The following is a 21,068-nucleotide window of genomic DNA, read 5'->3' on the forward strand; positions in this document are numbered from 1 at the left end:
TTTTGCCTTGTGAGGGCAATCCTCTTTTTCACAGCGAGCTAGGCGCTGAAGCTGGATTTCATAAAAAGCGCAAGCGCCTGGGTAGCTCGTGAAGAAAATAGGGATTGTCCCATAAGGCGCTTTTTGCCTTGTGAGGGCAATCCTCTTTTTCACAGCGAGCTAGGCGCTGAAGCTGGATTTCATAAAAAGCGCAAGCGCTGAGGCTAGTTCTCTTAAAATGGACTCTTGCAAATGAAAAGCCCCTGTCCTGGTCATAGCGTATCCCCCGCAGACATGGAGCTAAAAGACTACCGTTACCATCTTACCTTCTTTCCGGTCACTTCACAACAGCCCAGTCACTCTTTCCTCAAACCTTTTTTGTCGAGCTGCATAATTTATATAGAAGAATACACCAGCATATAAAATCAGAGGAGGTGAAACCTATGTTCCCCGACAGAAATCGTCAACCCGGACCCGGTTTTCAGCCACCAAATGGTCGAAGGATGCAACAGCCGCCAATACCATTTAGGCAACCACCGCAAATCCCCAACCCTTATCAGCAGATGCGGCGGCCGATGGCACAAAACAGACCGCAGGGACCTCAAGGGCCTCAAGGTTTCCGGGGTCCTTTCACCACACCGCAGCGGCAGGAAATGCCGCCAGCAAAGAAAGAAGGTCTATTGTCAAAGATACTCGGTAAGTCGAAACAAAGAACTGCTTCTCCCAACTTGTTTGCACCAGCTGCTCCCACTAACAAAAGTTCTTCAAGAAGCAGCGGAGGCGGCGGTATCTTAGAAACACTAAAAAACCCCGATTCCCTGAACAATATGCTCAACAACACGCAAAAGGTGTTGCAGGCAGCCGAACAATTCACCCCTATGGTGGAACAATATGGACCGGTAATTAAAAACTTGCCTTCCGTGTGGAAAGTTTTCCGGAACATATCATCAGCCGGTGAAACCGAGGACAAGAAAGCGGAAGTTGAAAGCGTGACTAATGTTAAGGCACAAAAAAATAATGAGGTAAAAACGGATTCGAAGGAAAAAGCAAAAGCTGAAGAAGATAAACCCATTCCCCAGGTTCGTACCACAACCAAAAGGGAAAGGACATCAGGTCCCAAGCTTTATATTTAATGTTTTTAAAAATTTTATCAGGAACTGGCTTTATGCAAATAGGATGTTTTGTAATATCATCTATGGTCTTATATAATAGAAAGGTATAAAAGTGAGAGTTTTTTGCCTTGAGGAGGACACATAGATGAAAGTGATTAAAATTTCCCCGCGCGGCTATTGTTATGGCGTTGTCGATGCCATGGTCATCGCCCGAAATGCGGCTTTAGATAAAACCTTGCCACGCCCCATTTACATTTTGGGAATGATCGTGCATAACAAACATGTAACGGATGCGTTTGAAGAAGAAGGCATCATCACGTTGGACGGCAGCAACCGTCACGATATCATCGAAAAGGTCGACAGCGGAACCGTCATCTTTACTGCTCACGGCGTTTCCCCTGAGATTAGGAAGATTGCTGAGAAAAAAGGGCTTGTCACGCTAGATGCAACCTGTCCCGATGTTACCGCAACCCATGACTTAATACGGGAAAAAGAAGCGGAAGGCTATCAAATTATTTATATTGGCAAGAAAGGCCATCCGGAACCAGAGGGTGCAGTCGGAGTTGCTCCCGATGTCGTTCACCTCGTTCAAAAGGATGAAGACGTCGAAGCCTTGACATTGAATAGTGATAAGATCATTGTGACAAATCAAACAACGATGAGCCAATGGGATGTTTTGGATATCATGGATAAGGTTAAAGAAAAATTCCCACATGCCGAGGTCCATAAGGAAATTTGTTTAGCGACACAGGTACGTCAAGAAGCGGTTGCCAAGCAGGCTGGCGAAGCTGATGTTTTAATTGTCGTCGGTGATCCCAAGAGTAATAATTCAAACCGCCTTGCACAAGTATCCGAGGAAATTGCCAGCACGACAGCTTATCGAATCGCGGACATTTCCGAGCTGAACCTTGAATGGCTAAAAGATGCAGAAACGGTTGCCGTCACTTCAGGGGCATCAACACCCACTCCGATCACAAAGGAAGTTATAGCATTTCTAGAGCAATATGAAGCAAATGAAGAAACGACCTGGAATACCGAAAAGAAAACGCCATTGCATAAAATTTTACCTAAGATTAAAGTGAAAAAATGATCATGCACAAAAAAGGCAGCCGCCCTGGCTGCCTTTTTTCGTCTTTTAAATGAATCGGAAAGGGTCCGTATTCACCCGAGATGGAATGAATTCCACATCGTAGTTCTTTTCGTGACACATTTCTTCAAGGATTCGTGCAACGCCTTTTTTCATCACCTTTTCAACATTGTGGCCTGGGTCCACAATGTTCAAACCAATCATCATAGCGTCATGGGCTGTATGGTAATACATATCACCTGTAACATATACATCCGCACCCTTGAATTTCGCAGTCGTAAAGTATTTATTGCCGTCTCCGCCCAACACGGCCACTTTTTTTATCGGGCTTTGCAAATCTCCAACGACGCGCACCTTTTCAACATCAAGGGTCTGCTTCACATGTTCGGAAAATTGTTCAAGTGTCATTTCTTCAGCAAGCACGCCTATCTTTCCTAATCCAAGTGACTCCCCTTCATTTTCCAGTTTATAAATATCGTACGCAACTTCCTCATATGGGTGGGCTTTAATCATTGCAGAAAGCACTTTCTTCTCGATACTTTCCGGGAATATCGTTTCAACCCTCATTTCAGCTACTGCTTCAAGCTTTCCTTGGGAGCCAATTTCCGGTTCACTGCCTTCACCTGGCACGAAGCGTCCTGTACCTTCCACCGAAAACGAACACTGGCTGTAATTCCCGATTGATCCGGCCCCTGCCTTACCTAAGGCTTCCCTCACCTTTTGTTCGTCGGTCTTTGGAACATATACGACCAATTTCTTTAGAGCTGTCTCGTAAGTTGGAATCAATACCTCTGTATCCTGCAATTGTAGCGCTTCGGCAAGTAAATCATTCACTCCGCCCTTAGCGACATCCAAATTGGTATGTGCAGCATAAACAGTGATATCATGTTTGATCAGCTTTTCGATGATGCGGCCTCCAGCTGCGTTTGTATCGATCTTTTTCAATGGCCGGTAAATAAGCGGATGGTGGGCGATGATCAATTCCACTCCATGTTCTATCGCTTCGTCTACAACCTCTTCCAGCACATCAAGGGCAATCATCACTTTGGTAACCGGCTTATTGAGCTGTCCGACATGCAAACCGATTGGATCTCCCTCCATTGCATATTGCTTTGGGGAGAATTGTTCAAACATTTCAATGATTTTGTGACCATTTACGATCTTCAACCTTTAAGCACCTCCTCAATTACGGAAATTTGGGATATTAATTCATTGCGCTTGGTTTCAAGTCCGCTTCGTCCGCTTTCATCCAATTGTTCGATGATTCTTTCCAAATGTTTTTTCTCATGCTGCCATTTTTTTATGAAAATATCACTGAATTGCTCTCTTAAAAATGGTCCGAAAATGAGACCTGTTTGCCTGTTTACATGATAAGGGCGAAGCGGTTCCCCTTTTTCAGCAATTAAGATTTCATAAATTTTCCCATCTTCCTCAAGGATTTCCTCTCCGCTAAGTTCCCAGCCGTTATCGATTAGCCAACTGCGAACATTCGCTGCACCGACATTAGGCTGAAGAATAAGCCTTTCCGCCTTGCCGAGTTTCCCTTTTCCGCTTTCCAATATACTTGATATTAAAGTCCCTCCCATGCCTGCAATCGTAATGCATGTCGCTTCATCGGGATTCAATACTTCAAGCCCGTTTCCTTTACGGACCTCTATCTTGTCTCCAAGTCCCGTTATAGCCACTTGCTTGCGGGCTGACTGATAAGGCCCTTCTACTACCTCACCTGCTATAGCGCTGTCACACAGGCCGTTACTCACCGCATAGCAAGGTAAGTATGCATGGTCGGAACCTATATCTGCAAGGATGCTTCCTTTTGGTATATGTATGGCAACACGTTCTAATCTCATCGATAGTTTTTCATGATTCATATTTATCAACTCTCTTAATTCAAATAATGTCTTACATTTAATTAGTTTCCCATTAAATTATAACAAGTTCAATCGAAAAATTACAGGAAGGAGAAATAGGGCCCCCTCCATTACTGGATAAAGGGAACCTTCCAGCTGGAATCTTCCTTTTTCGGAATAAAATAAAAAACTGACCCAAAAAGGTCGCCATCAAACGATCTCCTGAGTCAGTTTCATGAATTACTTCAGTCCATGAATATATTTGGCCATGGCATCAATGTTCTGTTCTTCGACTAAACCTGATGGCATTGCACCCCGTCCATTAGTGATCACGTTTTTAACCTCGTCAACCGACAGGCGATCGCCAACTCCTTTTAGAGCAGGTCCGACGCCGCCTTGATAGGCGTTACCATGACAAGAGATACAGTTTTGCTTATAGATGTCCTCAGGTGATGCAGACGCACTTTCTTTTTCTTCTGTCTTTTCGCCGCCCTTTTTTTCCTTAGCAAGATCTTTGGCATCACCCAAACCTTTAAACGAAAGTAAAAACATAAGTCCAATACCAAAAACCATGATAATAATAAAAGGCATTACTGGATTGCGCATAGTATTTCCTCCCCTATGTAGAACCTAAACTTACCATATTTAATATTATATACAAACAACTATATATTATTTTACTTGAAAAGAGTTTCAAGTAAAAGCCCAAAAATAGAAGATATTATATAATTTCTTAAAATTGTCAAAAACTTATGTATATTTCCAAACATTTTCATTTCTTTTTACATATATTTCATAATACCCTAAATTCACCATTTAAAACCGCTAAAATACCTTTGATTTTATTATTAAAAAGTAAGCAATGACTATAGCCCCTAGGCTTCCCGCTATGGAGAAATGGAGCAGCTTCAGTTTTTTGCCCATTAAAATCCAGAGTCCGCAATTTATGAACAAGAAAACATAAAGGATACCCGCTTTGCCGGGTGCCATGAATTCTGCCAAACTGACTGTTAATAAAAGCAGTGATAACGCCATCCCCATCAACGCAATCTGAAAAATTATTTTCCTGCCGATCAAGCGGCGGACCGCCAGTCCAAAGGCAATGATAGAAATTGTTGTCACAAGCATTTGCATTCTTATGGGTATTTCAGTAAAATAATTCAAAAATACAATAAATGCAAAAAGGGCTCCAATCAACAGTCCTGAAAGAATGTCTTTCTTATCACTCAAGGTTTTATCAAAATTTGCAGGCGGTAGCTCGCCTTGACAGTATAATGCAAGCAGGTAATCACAATATTGCTCCGGAAGCATACGACTTTCCTTCCAGGAGTTTATTTCTTGAATGATGATTTTCTTTCTCATCTCATCCATGAATTTCACATCCTCATGCCGGTCAACAGCTTTTTGCCGCTCTTTTAGGTTGTGGAAACTCAGTTATCGAGTTAAACTCATCTCCATTATATAGATAATTGGTTAAATTTTGTTCTTACAAGGAATTTTTTACACCAAATTTCAAAAAAAAAGCCGCTCCCGAACGCTGGGCATTCAAAGAGGGCTCTGTAAAGGGCAAAATATATTTTATTCCAAGAAATCTTTCAAGCGTTTGCTGCGGCTTGGATGTCTCAGTTTTCGTAACGCCTTCGCTTCAATTTGACGGATACGCTCGCGGGTAACCCCAAACACCTTACCTACCTCTTCAAGTGTCCGAGTGCGGCCATCATCAAGTCCAAAGCGGAGTCTCAAGACGTTCTCCTCACGGTCAGTAAGTGTATCCAATACGTCTTCAAGCTGTTCTTTCAAAAGTTCATATGCTGCATGTTCTGATGGGGAAGTAGCATCCTGATCTTCAATGAAATCACCTAAATGGGAATCGTCTTCTTCACCTATTGGCGTTTCCAGCGAAACCGGCTCCTGAGCTATTTTCAAGATTTCACGAACTTTTTCAGGAGTTAAGTCCATATCTTCTGCAATTTCTTCCGGAGAAGGTTCACGTCCTAAATCCTGAAGAAGCTGTCTTTGGACACGGATCAATTTATTGATGGTTTCAACCATATGCACCGGTATCCGGATCGTTCTTGCTTGGTCGGCAATGGCACGGGTTATGGCTTGGCGAATCCACCATGTTGCATACGTACTGAATTTGAATCCCTTGCGGTAATCAAATTTTTCTACTGCTTTGATAAGTCCCATATTACCTTCCTGAATCAAATCAAGGAAAAGCATGCCGCGTCCAACATAGCGCTTGGCAATACTGACAACAAGACGAAGGTTAGCTTCAGCCAATCGGCGTTTTGCTTCTTCATCTCCATCCTCAATTCGCGTCGCCAGAGAGATTTCCTCTTCTGCCGATAAAAGGTCGACACGTCCGATTTCCTTTAAGTACATACGGACTGGATCATTAATTTTAACGCCAGGAGGAACACTTAAATCATTTAAGTCAAATTCCTCTTCTTTTGCAAGCTTCTTCTCATCAGGATCATCTTCATCTTCGTCTTCCTCACCATCCGTGAGTATCTCGACGCCGTTTTCTGTTAACACCTCATAGAACTCATCCATTTGATCGGAATCTAACTCAAAACCGCCAATCATTTCAGCGATTTTTTCTAAAGTCAAAGAGCCTCGTTTTTTACCTAGCTCTATTAATTTTTCTTTAACCTGTTCAAGGCTAAATTCATTATCAACTTGTTTGGAACGTGCTGGTTTTTCAGCCATTAGTTCCCCTCCTTCCAGGACTTACACCTAAACGACTACAACATTTTACGCAATTTAATGATTTCCATGGCAATTTGTGCAGCAGCGACATAATCACTCCGTCTAACTGCATCTTTTTCTTCAACTTGTTTTTCTTTTATCTTTAACAACTTTTCATATTTCAACACTTGATTTATACAATCGGTCAGTTCTTTATCGGTAACTTCCTCATTCACTGACATCATTTCTATTTCCGAAACGATCCTTCTCAAGTTTGGATCCGGTAAATAAGTAAGGAAAAAGCTTGTATCCGGTTCGTGTCCATCTTCATAGAACGCATATAAATAGGTGATGATTGCCTGATGTTCGTCTACATGAAAGACCGTTTGCCCAAGCAGCTGCTGAATTTTAAAAGTCATATCCCTGCTTTTTAGCATATGGGCAATCAACTTCGTTTCAGCATTATGGTGAGCAGGCTTTAACTTATGCTCATATTGCAGGGCCATTTTCTTTTGGGCTGCAGGCTGCGGCAGTGCCCCCTTCTTGCGTTCCGTAAAGAACACCTGTCGCTGCTGCTGTTCCAGCGCATCCAATGATAGGGAAAATTCAGAGGATAACTGCCGGAGATAATGATCCCTCTCCACTGCATTGGGCAATCGCGAAATTTCTTTAAGGACTTCTTCGATATATTGAATTCGATCTCCTTCATTATTTACATTTTTCCCTCGACGCAAATAATGCATTTTGAATGCCATGTAGGTTAAACTGTCCCCTATTACTTCAGAAACAAAGCTTTTTTCGCCGAATTCCTTTATGTAGTCATCGGGGTCCAAGTTATCAGGCATGTGAGCGACTTTCACGGAAAAGTCATGGTCCTGTAGCATATTAACTGCACGATTGGCTGCGTTCAATCCCGCAGAGTCCGAATCGTAGCAAATAAGTATCTGGTCAGTATTTCTTTTTAAAAGCTGGATATGCTGTTCCGTCAGGGCAGTCCCCATTGTGGCGACTGAATTTTCTACACCTGCACGAACAGCTGAAATACAATCGGCAAAGCCTTCAAAAATGACTACTTGTTCTTTCTTTCGTATGTGCGGTCTTGCATGATGGAAATTATATAAAGTTTTACTTTTATTAAAGATTGGCGTTTCAGGACTATTCAAATATTTGGGCTCATCGTCCCCCATCGCTCTCCCTGAAAACGCAATCGTATTTCCTTGATGATCCATAATTGGAAACATGACTCTATTTCTGAAACGGTCAAAATATGACTCGTCTTTTTCCCTGTAAATAATAAGCCCTGCCTGCTCCATGTATTCTGCTGGAAACCCACGTTTTAAAAGAAACTTGGATACGAAGTCCCATGAATCCAAAGAGTAGCCAATTTGGAACTTTTCTATCGTCTCTTCAGTGAACCCTCGTTTAAGTAAATATTCGAGAGCATCCTGGCCCTCCTTCGTGTTAACGAGGAGATGATGATAAAACTTTCGCAGCAGGTCATGGGCTTCAACCATTTGCTGAGAGCCTTCAGGCATGTTAGAACGCTTGGAATCCTTATTAATTTCAACATCCAAAGGAACATTTCCTTTTTCAGCTAAAACTTTTGCAGATTCCACAAAGTTGTAGCCTTCTATATCCATTAAGAAGGTAAAAATATTTCCGCCTGCCCCACAACCAAAACAGTGAAAGATTTGCTTTTCCGCTGAAACGGAAAACGAGGGCGAGTTTTCACCATGAAAAGGACAAAGGCCAAAATAATTGCGCCCTTGCTTCTTCAGCTGGACATACTCCCCAATTAAATCAACAATGTCAACAGCTTCGCGAATTTGGTTAATTTTTTCATCTTCTATACGGCCATTTATCATTTTTCCACCTTGCAATACTGGTGATAGTTTCTAATTCGATACTGTTTCCTAATTCCCTGCAAAGTTCGACAAAGTTTTCAAAAGTTTATTTGTAAAACATATACGGTCTTCCTTTGTGAATGCTTTCGGCCCTTTCGTATGTTTACCCTGCCTGCGGAGTTTCGCCGACTGATAACGCATATCCAATAGCATGAAAATATTCTCTTCGGTGTATTCTTTTCCCCTAGGCGACAGAACATAAACGCTTTTAGGAAGCAGGGTCCCAGCCAAACCAATATCTGCAGTAACGACAATATCACCCTTTTTTACTGAATTTACTATATAAAGATCTGCCGCTTCTTTGTCTGCATCGACATATACCCATTTACCTTCAGGGTTATTCATCATATTTTTATATGATGCAACAAAACAGACTTCAACATCGTGCAATCCTGCACAATGAAGGATCTCGTCTTTCACCGGGCATGCATCGGCATCGACGTGTATGGTAGGTTTATTATTCATACCTTCTAATTCTACATCTTTCTGCATAATCCTTTTTCTCCCCTAAACTTTATGAAGATATAGTGAATTTTCAGCATTGGTTCATAGAGTTCCCTCTAAAGAAGCCAACATTTATTCTTCAAGGAATACCAGCTTTCTTACGTGAAAGCGCCACTTTTCCCTTGAATAAGGCCCACCCATTTTGAATTATACGGAACATGTCGAATTATTTTTATGATAAAAACCTTGACATCTCATTAACCTTTAGTTTATTCCTTATTAATTAAGTCTAAACCTTAAGATTACTTTTTTCTCACAATTTTTTATTATAGTCTATTTGATTAGAAGATGCCAACATTTAAATTCCGATTTTATTTTCATGCAAATCAATGGATTTTCATTTGGAAAAACAGAGGAATTATATGTATTTATTTTCAATTCATTCTTGATATTCCCTTTATTGACCTTGGCATTAAAATGTGAGCTGACACTTAAAGTGTCAAGCTCACATTTTGGTTTGCCTTGATTATATGGATCAACGATTTTTGTTTTGAAGGATATTGATGATCAAATTGGCTGTTTCTTCAACAGCTTTATTGGTTACATCAATAATTGGACAGTTCAGCCTTGATATGATTTTATCAAAGTATGTCAATTCTTCTTTTATTCGCTCCACATTTGCGTAAATCGCATGATCATTGAGCCCGAGTGACTTTAATCGTTCTTTGCGAATATGGTTCAGCTTTTCCGGACTGATCTTTAAACCAATGCATTTTTCAGGCGGCACCAAAAACAGCTCTTCTGGCGGTTCCACCTCAGGCACTAAAGGTACATTCGCCACTTTATAGCGTTTGTGGGCTAAATACTGTGATAACGGTGTTTTTGAAGTGCGTGAAACACCTACAAGGACGATATCAGCACGTAAAATGCCTCGGGGATCACGTCCATCATCATATTTCACTGCAAATTCAATGGCTTCCACACGCTTGAAATAATCATCATCCAGCTTTCTTACAAGACCAGGTTCATTAAGAGGCCCTTTTGGTGCCCTTTCCTGAAGGATGTCCATAAGCGGCCCTAAAATGTCATAAGCAGACAGGTTTTCTTTTTCGACCTGTGCTTTCATATACGCTCTAATAGCTGGCTTCACAAGGGTATAAGCAATGATCGCCCCATCTAATTTAGCCAGTGAAATCACTTCATCCACGTTTTGTTCATCTTCAATGTACGGAATTCGCTTTATGGAAAAAGCAGATCCCGAGAACTGGCTTGCAGCTGCTTTTGTAACCAATTCCGCTGTTTCCCCTACTGAATCCGATACAACATATATAATAGAACCGTTCATATTCTCCGTCATTCCTTTTGCAAGCCCCCTAATAGCCTTCATCAGCCAAAGCTACGAATGCTTTCGTAATATTGGTTTTTGTAATTCTTCCAATTACTTCATAGCCTTTTTCTGTGTCTTTGACGACCGGTAATGAGTCGATTTGCTTATCAATCAATTTTTTGGCAACATCAATCAAAAGGTCTTCTTTTGAACACATTGTAATATTGGGCATCCTAGTCATGATGATATTGACTGGAATGGAGTTAAGCTCTTGTTTCCCAATACTCGCACGCAACAAGTCTTTCCTTGATAAGACACCAACAAGCAATGCATGCTTATCGACAACGAACATTGTCCCGACATCTTCTAAAAACATCATGACGATCGCATCATATACGGAAATGCCCTCGTCAACAACGACCGGGATCGATTGGTAGTCTCGTACATAAAGATGGTTAAGGCTGTCGGTCAAAAGCTGTGTTCCTGACCTGCCTGTATAGAAATACCCGACCCGCGGCCTGGCATCAAGAAAACCTGCCATCGTCAATATGGCTAGATCTGGACGAAGAGTCGCCCTAGTAAGGTTCAATCTATCGGCAATATGCTCTCCAGTAATCGGTCCGTTTTCTTTTACAATTTGTAAAATCTGTTCCTGACGCTTATTCAGTTGGATTATAATCACCACCCCACTGCTTTCGCAGAGTAAAGTAACAAAAGTCATTCATTTAATAATTATATACTAAATTATTTAATAAGGGCATGTTTGTCCTATTTATTGACCATTTATCTTTTTATAGAAATCGGAAACCCTTGTTTAAAGTGTTTCCGATTTCCATACACCCTTTCAATTATGTAAGGATGATTTTATTCATGGCAGCAAAACCTGCAACCAAATCACTGATTTCCTTCATAAGAGATAAACGGTTACTGCGGATTGCTTCATCGTCTGCCATGACCATTGTATTCTCGAAATACGATTCTATTTCCGATTGGAGCGAAACAAGCTGTTCAAACCGCTCATTCTCATCTTTAGATTCAGTATAACGAATTGCTACATTTTGATATTTTTCGTATAGCGCTTTTTCTTGATCATTTTCAAAGAAAGTTGGATCGACTGTCACTTTATTGTCACATTTCACGGCAATGTTCATGACGCGGCTTAAAGCTTCCAGATTTTCTTTAAATCCTGCTTCGTCTTTTTTCGCATCCAAGACGTGTGCACGTTCCACGATGGAGTGGATATAACCGATCTCATTGACCAGAACTGCGTCAATCAAATCGTAACGGATTTGCTGTTCTTGCAGCAGGTGTTTGACACGCGCTTTAAAGAATGTGAACATATCAGATTTAACATCCTCAAGATCACGTTTTAAGATACCTTTTGATTCTACACCTTTAAGACCTATAACAATAAGCTCCTCTAAAGAGATATTCCATTTCTTCTCCGCTAGAATTTGGACGACACCGCTCGCCTGCCTTCTTAGTGCGTATGGATCCTGGGAACCTGTCGGAATGACGCCAATAGCGAAGAATGAAGACAAAGTATCAATTTTTTCAGCTAAACTAACAACCGCTCCAATGACAGAAGGCGGAACATTGTCATCCGCATGCCTCGGCATATAGTGTTCATTGATAGCTGCGGCCACTTCCTTGGTTTCTCCTTTTAGGAGTGCATATTTCTCACCCATATACCCTTGCAATTCAGGGAATTCATAAACCATATGGCTCACCAAATCGAACTTAGCAATTTCCGCTGCACGAAGGGCCATTTCTTTTTCCGCCTTTAAATTCAAGGCATCCGCAAGGACTCCGGTAACTGCAGTTACTCTGGCAGTTTTCTCGGCCAATGTACCAATTTCTTCATGATAAACGATGCTGTCCAGCTTTTTCAAAGCAGCCGAAATCTCTTTTTTCTGATCTTCCTTATAGAAGAATGCTGCATCCGATAGGCGTGCACGCAATACTTTTTCATTTCCTTTAGAAACCTTATCCAAATGGCGATCATCACCATTACGCACGGTTACAAAGAAAGCAAGTAGCTTGCCGTCCTGATCTTTGACAGGGAAATAACGTTGGTGCTCCTTCATTGAAGTGATCAGGACCTCTGGAGGAAGCTCAAGGAATTCTTCTTCGAAGTGTCCAAATAACACCGTTGGATACTCCACCAAATTATTGACTTCTTCAAGCAGTTCTTCATCGACCGGGATGATCCAGCCCTTTTCCTGCTCAAGCCCTTTAATCTGATCTAGAATAACTTGTCTGCGTTTATCCGGATCCGCCATTACAAATTGTTCTTTTAACGTTTCTTCGTACCGTGCCGGCTGCTCGATGATTGCGCTATCGCCCAAGAAACGATGTCCCTTTGTTTCACGGGCCGTCTCGACACCAGCGATGCTAAATGGCACCACTTCATTTCCGAATAAGGCAATCAGCCATTTAATCGGACGGACGAAGCGGAGCTCTTGATTGGCCCAACGCATGTTTTTCGGGAACGTCATGCCGCTGATGATTTCAGCAAGCTCAGATAAAAGCTGTACAGTCGGCTGTCCTTTTATGAATTTATTCACATGGGCATATTCCACACCCTTGAGTTCTTTAAAATAAATATCCTCTGAAGTCATGCCTTGGCCCCTGACAAATCCCAATGCGGCTTTAGACCAATTGCCTTCGCTGTCCAAAGCTATTTTCTTAGCCGGTCCTTTTGCTTCTTCTTCAATATCCTTTTGTGATTCTTCCACGTCTTTCAGCAATATGGCCAAACGTCTTGGTGTGGAAAACGCTTCAACTTCTCCGAATTCAATCGCTTTTTCCGTTAGCCATTTCTGCACTTTATCTGATAGCTGTTTCATGGAAGCTGTCACAAAACGTGCTGGCAGCTCTTCCAATCCAATTTCCAATAACAAATCACGCTTGCTCATTTGTATTCTCCCCTTTCACTTTCAGAATCGGGAAGCCTAATTTTTCCCGCTCTTCATAGAAGGTTTTAGCGACCTTACGCGCTAGGTTACGGCAGCGGGCAATATATCCCGTTCTTTCCGTCACCGAGATGGCACCTTTGGCATCCAAAAGGTTAAACGTATGTGAACATTTCAAAACATAATCATAGGCAGGATGCACAAGCCCTTCTTCCATTTGGCGATGCGCTTCCTTTTCATACATCGTGAAAAGTTGAAACAGCATATCTAGGTCGGATGTTTCAAACGTATATTTTGAATGTTCGTATTCCGGCTGTCCAAATATATCCCGGACCGTGAATCCTTCTGTCCATTCCAGGTCAAATACGTTTTCCTTATCTTGAATGTAAGAGGCGAGACGTTCGATCCCGTATGTAATCTCCACGGAAACCGGCTTACATTCAAGGCCGCCCACTTGTTGGAAATATGTAAATTGCGTGATTTCCATTCCATCAAGCCATACTTCCCAACCGAGACCAGCACACCCTAGTGATGGGTTTTCCCAATTGTCCTCCACAAAACGAATATCATGCTCTAGCGGATTAATCCCTAACGCGCGCAATGAATCCAAATATAAATCTTGGATATTGTCAGGCGACGGCTTCATGATCACTTGGAACTGATGATGCTGATACAGCCGATTAGGGTTCTCGCCATAACGACCGTCAGCCGGACGGCGGGATGGCTCCACGTAAGCAACACTCCAAGGCTCAGGTCCAATGGCTCTCAGGAACGTGTATGGGCTCATCGTTCCTGCCCCTTTTTCTACATCATAAGCATTCATTAATATGCAGCCTTGTTCAGACCAATGCTTTTGTAACGTTAAAATCATATTTTGAATATTCATTGTACACCTCCAGGTTATTTAAACGGCTATTTAAAAATTAAGGATCGGAATCCTTTCACAGGCAAACAAAAAACTCCCGTCCCTATGCGAAATGCATAGGGACGAGAGTATACCCGCGGTTCCACCCTAATTGCCGTTTATAAAACGGCCTCTTTTCAAAGCAACATGCTCCGGAAACGCCCTTCCCTGTAAATCCATATCCCGGCTTCCACCGTCCCGGGTTCGCTTTTTATGGAGAATGACAGATACTCTTTTCCATCAACGCAATCTTCTTATTTTGATGATTAGAATTTTATACAAACTAGCATGGAATGTCAATAGGTCAGATCTTAAAACATATCTTTCATCGTATCAATCTGTTTTAGGAACTTTTTTGATTTCAAATGGAGACCGGAATATTCCTCATAATAAGCATCTATTATTTTCTGGATTTCCTTTTTCGTTTCAGGCTTGACGGAAATGTTTCCCAGCCTTGATAAATCGAAATAATAAAATATCCTCAGCAATTTGACGGCTGCAGGTGAAATTTTAAAATGATAGGGATCCTTCCCGAGACAGCGGTGACAAATAAAGCCCGCTTCCCGAAGCGAGAAGGCGAATTCCCCTTCCGTTTCGCCACAAACAGCACATTGATTCAGCACTGGGTTAATCCCATTGACGGGCAGCATCTTCATTTCAAAAATGAATTTCAAAACCTCTGCGTCATATTCTTCGTTTATGTAATGCAAGGTTTGCAAAAGCAATTCATACAAATATGGATTCGGTTTTTTATCATCGACGCTTTTATCAAGCAACTCAACAATATAAGAAGCATAAGCAGTCGCAAAAAGATCCTCCCGTATGTAACGGAGTGAATCGACCATTTCGCCTTGCTGAAGACTTCCGAGTCCGGTTGAAGTGGTTACAAGGAAATACCCGGAGCAAAAAAGCTGGGTGACGGCAGCAAGCCTGCTATTAGGTTTACTGGCTCCTCTAGCCATAACACCAATTTTTCCTAGCTCTCGGGTATATATAGTAATGATTTTGTTATTTTCTCCATATGCAGTTCGCCTTATGACAATGCCCTCACATTTTTGGAGCATACCAAGACACCACCCATGTTCGCCAAGACTAACCTATGAAACAGGAAAATCAATTTCTGCTAGCTCATCTTTCAATACCAAGGGTCTTTCCTGTCTTTCGACTTCTATCTCCTTAAACAGCAAATAGGTGTCCACATTACCTGTTTCACTAAATAATTCCCAGGTAAAATCCAACATATAAAGCCCACCTTTCATTTTTAACTAGCAATATGAATATCCGACCATATGATTAGCTTGACCGTTTTCCAAACTTTCATGACTCGTAAATTTTGTTAATTAATACTCACTCTCATTGAAACCATAATCGCGAAGCTGGCTGGCTTTGTTACGCCAATCCTTCTGTACCTTTACCCAAAGTTCCAAGAAAACTTTCGAGCCCAATAAGTTTTCGATGTCCACCCTGGCACGGCTACCGACTTCTTTAAGCATTTTCCCTTGCTTTCCGATGACGATGCCTTTTTGTGAATCACGCTCGACAACGATCGTTGCCATGACATTAATGGTATCACTGTTATCCATTTTTTTAATTGAATCGATGACAACAGCCACTGAATGCGGAATTTCCTCACGCGTAAGGTGCAATACCTTCTCGCGGACCAATTCAGAAATGATAAAACGTTCCGGATGGTCGGTCACTTGGTCAGCTGGATAAAACTGGGGACCTTCAGGTAGGTGTTCCTTGATTTGTTCAAGCAATGTATCGACGTTATTTCCTTCAAGTGCAGAAATCGGAACGACTGCCGCAAAAGGGTAAAGCTGTTGATATTTTTCAATGATTGGTAGTAAATCATCTGGATGCATCGCATCTATTTTGTTTACAACCAGGAAAACAGGAGTTTTTACGGTTTGAAGTTTTTCGATGATAAACTCGTCACCGCGTCCGTATCCTTCAGTCGCATTGATCATGAAGAGAATCAAATCGACTTCTTTCAATGTATTCGTTGCCACTTTCATCATGAAATCCCCAAGCTTATGCTTTGGTTTATGAATGCCGGGTGTATCAATGAAAATCATTTGTGAATCGTTTTGCGTAAGTACGCCTTGAACCTTATTTCTTGTAGTTTGGGGTTTATCACTCATAATCGCGATCTTTTGACCGATGACCCGATTCAGAAATGTACTCTTTCCAACATTAGGTCGTCCAATTATCGAAATGAAACCTGATTTGTAACCTTTTACTTGTGTATCCTCAAATAATTTATCCATTTAAATCCTCCGGTGAAAAAGCTCCTGGAAGCAATTCCTGTACTGTTAGTTCTTTTATATCCCCATTTAAGTTGGTCAAAACAACCGGCATATCCTGGTCGCACAGTTCTGAAATAACCTGCCTGCACGCCCCGCATGGAGAAACGGGACCATCGGTATCTGCCACGACTGCAAGTTTAGTGAACTTTTTATCGTTATGGGCATAAGCGCTGAATAAAGCGGTCCTTTCGGCACAATTACACATGCTGTACGCAGCATTTTCTATATTACAACCATGATAGACCTTCCCATCAGTGGTCAAAAGGGCTGCCCCCACTTTAAATTTGGAATAAGGTACATAAGCTTTTTCTCTAGCTTTTTTAGCTTCCTCAATCAACTCATTCGTATTCAATTCACATCTTCCTTTCAAATTGAGTACCATTTGGCCAACCTACAGGCCAAACTTAGGCAAAAAGATAATTAATCCAACTATTATGGAGAATATAGCATATATGAATACTGCGCCGGCTGCAATATCTTTTGCCTGCTTGGCTAGGGGATGGATTTGATCCGTCACAAGGTCAACTACCCTTTCAATCGCTGAATTAACGAGCTCTAACGTAATCGTACCGGCTATGGCCGCCAAAATGAAAAGCCATTCCATCCCATTCAATGAGAAATACCAGCCAAAGAAAACGACGATTGCCGTTAACGCGAAATGAATCTTAATGTTGCGTTCCGTTCGAACAGCCTCCAAAATTCCCTGACAGGCAAAAGAGAAACTTTTTAATAATGGATACCTTTTTTTACCCTTCTCTTGAAAGTCCATATTCTTCCAAGATCTCCTTTTGTTTCGTAAACATCTCTTTTTCATCTTCTTCATTCATGTGGTCGAAACCTAATAAATGAAGAAAGCCATGCAGTGCTAAAAATCCAAGTTCACGATCGAATGAATGCCCATATTCTTCAGCCTGCTCTTTCGTTCGTTCAATGGAAATGATGATATCGCCTAATATGCGGGGCATTTCCACCCCGACAATTTCCACTTCATCTTCCCCCATTTCTTCAAGTGCAAAAGAAATGACATCGGTTACTGAATCTTTATGACGATATTCTTTATTGATTTCCCGAATTCTCTCATTGTCTACAAATGTAACCGATAGCTCGGTATCTTTTTCAATGTTTTCTTTTTTAGCCGCAAATTGCAGAATGCTTTCAACAAGTCGCTGAGCTTCTTCCGTTACTTCGTTCGTTTCATCCATTAAATCGATAGCTAAAATCATTCTTTCACCTTCTGTCCTAATTTATCCGCCTCCGGATATTCAATCCTGGAGTGGAAGATACCATTAAGCGATTCACATAAGGAATGCTTCACGATACTCAATTCTCTCATAGTAATGTCACATTCATCAAATTGACCATCTTGAATCCTGTCCTGAATGATGAAACTTACCAGTTCTTCAATCTTCTCTGGGGTTGGGTGCTGCATCGATCTGACTGCAGCTTCCACACTATCGGCAATGCCTATTACAGCTACTTCCTTCATTATCGCCCTTGGCCCGGGATACCGGTAAGCCGATTCCAGTGTGGCATCATCCTGTTTTTTTGCCTTATGGTAGAAAAACTTCAATAAAGTTGTCCCATGATGCTGCTCTGCAATATCCACTATCTCTTTCGGGAATTTGTGGCTTCGCAGCATCTCACCGCCATCTACGGCATGAGCGATGATGATATCCCTGCTCGTTTCAGGCGGCAGCCGATCATGCGGGTTCTCCACGTTCATCTGATTTTCGATGAAGAAGTGCGGCCGTTTCGTTTTACCGATATCATGATAATAACTGCCGACCCTTGCCAGCAATCCATTAGATCCAATGGCTTCACAAGCCGATTCTGCCAAATTGGCGACCATTACACTGTGATGATAAGTCCCCGGAGCCTCAATCAAGATCTTCCGCAGTAACGGATGATTGGGGTTCGAAAGCTCGATAAGCTTAATAGATGATAAGATCCCGAAACCAGCCTCGAAAAACGGTAAAAGGCCCATGGTCAAAACAGCTGAACCAACTCCAGAACCTATCGCAGCAACAGCATAATATAAATACTCCATTCTAGTATAATGGCCGTCCATGATGAAGATGAGGGAAAATACGAATGCCATATTGATTAAAGACAATAGTAGCCCTGCAACCAGAACCTTTGATTTGAAATTGGGCCGCGATAAAATGATGATTGCCGTCAATCCCCCGAAAATGATATAAAGCCCCATCGAGAAATCCAGATTACCAGGCGTATCACCATTAAATATAATCGTACCATATGAGCCTAACAATATGATCATGGCTACCGCTAACTTATCGTTCAATAATATCTTGATGAGCATCGCCGCCATGGCACCCGGGAAAATGTATTCCAAATTCGAGTTTTTCAGGTCTGCCAGAATGCTGACCGTTTTCATGGTAGCCATTGAAAGGATAAAGACAAGACTGAAGATCAATAACTGATTGTACTTGTTATCCTTTTTGGAAATCGAAAAGTAGAAAAAGTAATAAAAAGCTGCAAAAGTCAGAAATATGAATAGCAGCAGGCCGATATACGGGTAAATGGTAGACTCCGTATTTAAAAAGCCTGCCAGTTCAAGCTGCCTATATACATCCCTGTCCACTAACTGGTTCTCTTCTACGATGATCTGTCCCTGGAGGATCCTGATTGGCTCCACGCTTTCGACCGCTTTCCGTCGCTGTTCCTCGGTTTTATCCTTATCGAAAAACACATTTTGAATGATTGCCGTGCGCGCCAGGGAATTGGAAGCTTTCTTCATATCGCTATTAATGCTCATATAGCCCAATTCCTCTACAACCTTTTTCTTGGCATTTTCGACGTCACTGGCAGCGATGCGGGAGCTCATCACATTATTCACGGCAGTAATGGTTGAATCTTTCGCTATTTTCAACTCATCTTCATCCGCCTGGACTAAGGCAAGGAAAACGGATTCCTCAATATTTTTATTGACTTCATCGGTCAATTTTTCTTTTAATATGGAAACTTTTTGAGCATCCGTCTTTATGGTCCCTTTTTTATTTTCTTTACCATCATCATCATGCTCTTTATCGGGGTCCGTTTCTTTATTCACCTCAATCGCTGAATCGAAGATGGATGAAATCAGATCGACTTTATTTTTGGCATATTCTTTTTTTAATGAATATACATCAGCCACCTGTTTTGAAATCTCTTCTTTTTCCTGTTCGGTCTTATAGGTATCTTCCACAGTCTTCGTTGAACGGATTGTTTGTTCCGAAGGCTTAAAAAGCTCTACCTCGACCTTTTCCGGCTTGACGTTGGAGAACATTAACCCATACGCAAACAAACCAAGTATGATAAACAATAACACTTGAAAAAAGCGATGGACCAACAGTCCTTTTATTTTAGTGAAAAATTTCTGGATACGATTCAAGGAAGGTCCTCCTAAAAAATGATGTTTATTATTCTAGATATGTAAAATCATAACAGTTTTCATGTAAATTTTCACCTCGTATTGATAAATGTAAACCTTCTTTCGTTCCATATCCACTTTTTAGCCAAAAAGATAGGTCATTTAGTCACATCACGAAAAATCCGCCGATTGAAAATGGCGGATTTTTTTCTTATCACTTTGCCTGCTCGTAAGCAGTAATGATTTTGGCGACAAGCGGATGTCTTACTACATCACTTTGCTCAAAATAAACAAAGGAAAGGCCTTTAACATTCTTCAAGATCTCTTCTACCCGTATAAGACCTGACTTTATGCCTTTTGGAAGGTCAATCTGGGTCCGATCTCCCGTAATGACCATTTTCGATCCGAACCCTAGCCGGGTCAGGAACATCTTCATTTGGGCTTCCGTCGTATTTTGGGCTTCATCCAAAATGACAAAGGCATCTTCAAGCGTACGGCCCCTCATATAAGCCAGAGGAGCTATTTCGATCGTTCCGCGCTCTATCATCCGTTGGGTCTGTTCCATCCCAAGGAGGTCATGGAGAGCGTCATACAGCGGCCGTAGGTAAGGATCTACCTTTTCTTTTAGATCACCAGGCAGAAAACCCAGGCTTTCGCCCGCTTCGACAGCAGGACGTGTCAGGATGATCCGTTTTACATGTCCATTTTTCAATGCATTGATCGCCATTACAACAGCAAGATAGGTCTTCCCGGTTCCGGCAGGCCCAATTCCAAATACCAGGTCATGTTTCTTTATTGCCTGGATATAGTATCTCTGCCCGATAGTTTTGACTTTAATGGATTTCCCCTTAGCCGTTTTCGCGATTTCCTCATCATATAATTCACCAAAATACTCCAAGGTGCCTTTTCTTGCCAATTCAATTGCATAAAGAACATCTCTAGAGCTGATTGCAATTCCTTTTCTGATCACTGTCAATAGTGCCTTAAGTATTTCCTGTCCCATCGTTACGCGCTCGATATCCCCGGCAACACTCACCGCTTCACCCCGGGTAATGACGGAAATGCCTAGCTCCTCTTCAAGCACTTTCACATTTGAATCCCCATTGCCCAATAAAGCGATCGCTTCATTAGGTGACTCTATTTCCAGCTTAATTACTTTCACATCATCTGCCATTC

Annotated in this window: 21 protein-coding genes and 1 other annotated feature; of the genes, 2 read left to right on the forward strand and 19 right to left on the reverse strand. The window is 41.7% G+C overall.

The window, feature by feature from the left end; all coding sequences use genetic code 11:
• The first annotated feature begins 422 nt into the window (after positions 1-422).
• Together vrrA and SB775_RS13040 are read left to right on the forward strand one after the other, a co-directional pair.
• On the forward strand, positions 423-1,112 hold the full coding sequence (gene vrrA / locus SB775_RS13035; protein WP_410861840.1) for a VrrA/YqfQ family protein: 690 nt from the start codon (positions 423-425) through the stop codon (positions 1,110-1,112).
• A 124-nt stretch (positions 1,113-1,236) separates the two neighbouring features.
• A complete protein-coding gene (locus SB775_RS13040) occupies positions 1,237-2,181 on the forward strand; it encodes a 4-hydroxy-3-methylbut-2-enyl diphosphate reductase (RefSeq protein WP_089361530.1) in 945 nt (314 codons plus the stop codon).
• 45 nt (positions 2,182-2,226) lie between these two features.
• Here SB775_RS13040 and SB775_RS13045 read toward each other — a convergent pair whose 3' ends face one another.
• From SB775_RS13045 to SB775_RS13135, 19 genes are all read right to left on the reverse strand, one after another.
• Positions 2,227-3,345 carry a Nif3-like dinuclear metal center hexameric protein gene (locus SB775_RS13045; protein WP_410861841.1) on the reverse strand — a complete coding sequence of 373 codons (1,119 nt, stop codon included), beginning with the start codon at positions 3,343-3,345 and terminating at the stop codon, positions 2,227-2,229.
• Complete coding sequence (locus tag SB775_RS13050) at positions 3,342-4,049, reverse strand: tRNA (adenine(22)-N(1))-methyltransferase (protein ID WP_410861842.1); 708 nt, start codon at positions 4,047-4,049, stop codon at positions 3,342-3,344. Before SB775_RS13050 ends, SB775_RS13045 begins: the two co-directional genes overlap by 4 nt.
• Before the next feature lie 219 nt (positions 4,050-4,268).
• Entirely contained in the window at positions 4,269-4,634 is a 366-nt protein-coding gene (cccA, locus tag SB775_RS13055) for a cytochrome c550 (protein ID WP_061464090.1), read from the reverse strand.
• A 219-nt stretch (positions 4,635-4,853) separates the two neighbouring features.
• The gene (locus SB775_RS13060; RefSeq protein WP_410861843.1) at positions 4,854-5,399 is read right to left on the reverse strand and encodes a hypothetical protein; all 546 of its coding nucleotides are present in this window, start codon (positions 5,397-5,399) and stop codon (positions 4,854-4,856) included.
• Between the two features lie 207 nt (positions 5,400-5,606).
• Positions 5,607-6,740 (reverse strand): RNA polymerase sigma factor RpoD, encoded by a 1,134-nt coding sequence (gene rpoD / locus SB775_RS13065; protein ID WP_061464092.1) that lies wholly within the window; start codon positions 6,738-6,740, stop codon positions 5,607-5,609.
• Positions 6,741-6,775: 35 nt separating this feature from the next.
• The gene (gene dnaG, locus SB775_RS13070) at positions 6,776-8,581 is read right to left on the reverse strand and encodes a DNA primase (RefSeq protein WP_410861887.1); all 1,806 of its coding nucleotides are present in this window, start codon (positions 8,579-8,581) and stop codon (positions 6,776-6,778) included.
• 51 nt (positions 8,582-8,632) lie between these two features.
• On the reverse strand, positions 8,633-9,088 hold the full coding sequence (locus tag SB775_RS13075; RefSeq protein ID WP_061466148.1) for a YaiI/YqxD family protein: 456 nt from the start codon (positions 9,086-9,088) through the stop codon (positions 8,633-8,635).
• 514 nt (positions 9,089-9,602) lie between these two features.
• Positions 9,603-10,424: a pyruvate, water dikinase regulatory protein gene (locus SB775_RS13080; protein ID WP_230160715.1), complete on the reverse strand. Its 822-nt coding sequence runs from the start codon at positions 10,422-10,424 to the stop codon at positions 9,603-9,605.
• Positions 10,425-10,440: 16 nt separating this feature from the next.
• Positions 10,441-11,115, reverse strand: coding sequence for a transcriptional regulator CcpN (gene ccpN, locus SB775_RS13085; protein ID WP_155727348.1), 675 nt, complete (start codon positions 11,113-11,115; stop codon positions 10,441-10,443).
• A 127-nt stretch (positions 11,116-11,242) separates the two neighbouring features.
• Positions 11,243-13,312, reverse strand: coding sequence for a glycine--tRNA ligase subunit beta (gene glyS, locus SB775_RS13090; RefSeq protein WP_410861844.1), 2,070 nt, complete (start codon positions 13,310-13,312; stop codon positions 11,243-11,245).
• Positions 13,299-14,195, reverse strand: coding sequence for a glycine--tRNA ligase subunit alpha (gene glyQ / locus SB775_RS13095; protein ID WP_061464095.1), 897 nt, complete (start codon positions 14,193-14,195; stop codon positions 13,299-13,301). The genes glyS and glyQ overlap by 14 nt, the downstream gene beginning before the upstream one ends.
• A gap of 94 nt (positions 14,196-14,289) precedes the next feature.
• Positions 14,290-14,466, reverse strand: a binding site (T-box leader).
• A 58-nt stretch (positions 14,467-14,524) separates the two neighbouring features.
• Positions 14,525-15,277 carry a DNA repair protein RecO gene (gene recO, locus SB775_RS13100; RefSeq protein WP_061464096.1) on the reverse strand — a complete coding sequence of 251 codons (753 nt, stop codon included), beginning with the start codon at positions 15,275-15,277 and terminating at the stop codon, positions 14,525-14,527.
• A gap of 33 nt (positions 15,278-15,310) precedes the next feature.
• Entirely contained in the window at positions 15,311-15,454 is a 144-nt protein-coding gene (locus SB775_RS13105; RefSeq protein WP_081108859.1) for a YqzL family protein, read from the reverse strand.
• A 99-nt stretch (positions 15,455-15,553) separates the two neighbouring features.
• Positions 15,554-16,483, reverse strand: a complete 930-nt coding sequence (gene era / locus SB775_RS13110) for a GTPase Era (protein WP_089361536.1) — start codon at positions 16,481-16,483, stop codon at positions 15,554-15,556.
• On the reverse strand, positions 16,476-16,874 hold the full coding sequence (locus SB775_RS13115) for a cytidine deaminase (RefSeq protein ID WP_089361537.1): 399 nt from the start codon (positions 16,872-16,874) through the stop codon (positions 16,476-16,478). The genes era and SB775_RS13115 overlap by 8 nt, the downstream gene beginning before the upstream one ends.
• Before the next feature lie 39 nt (positions 16,875-16,913).
• Positions 16,914-17,291 (reverse strand): diacylglycerol kinase family protein, encoded by a 378-nt coding sequence (locus SB775_RS13120; protein ID WP_089361538.1) that lies wholly within the window; start codon positions 17,289-17,291, stop codon positions 16,914-16,916.
• The gene (gene ybeY / locus SB775_RS13125) at positions 17,269-17,745 is read right to left on the reverse strand and encodes an rRNA maturation RNase YbeY (protein WP_089361539.1); all 477 of its coding nucleotides are present in this window, start codon (positions 17,743-17,745) and stop codon (positions 17,269-17,271) included. The genes SB775_RS13120 and ybeY overlap by 23 nt, the downstream gene beginning before the upstream one ends.
• Entirely contained in the window at positions 17,742-19,913 is a 2,172-nt protein-coding gene (locus SB775_RS13130; protein ID WP_125160692.1) for an HD family phosphohydrolase, read from the reverse strand. The genes ybeY and SB775_RS13130 overlap by 4 nt, the downstream gene beginning before the upstream one ends.
• A 193-nt stretch (positions 19,914-20,106) precedes the next feature.
• The gene (locus tag SB775_RS13135) at positions 20,107-21,066 is read right to left on the reverse strand and encodes a PhoH family protein (RefSeq protein ID WP_061464102.1); all 960 of its coding nucleotides are present in this window, start codon (positions 21,064-21,066) and stop codon (positions 20,107-20,109) included.
• Positions 21,067-21,068: the final 2 nt, after the last annotated feature.

Source organism: Peribacillus sp. SIMBA_075 (assembly GCF_046534585.1).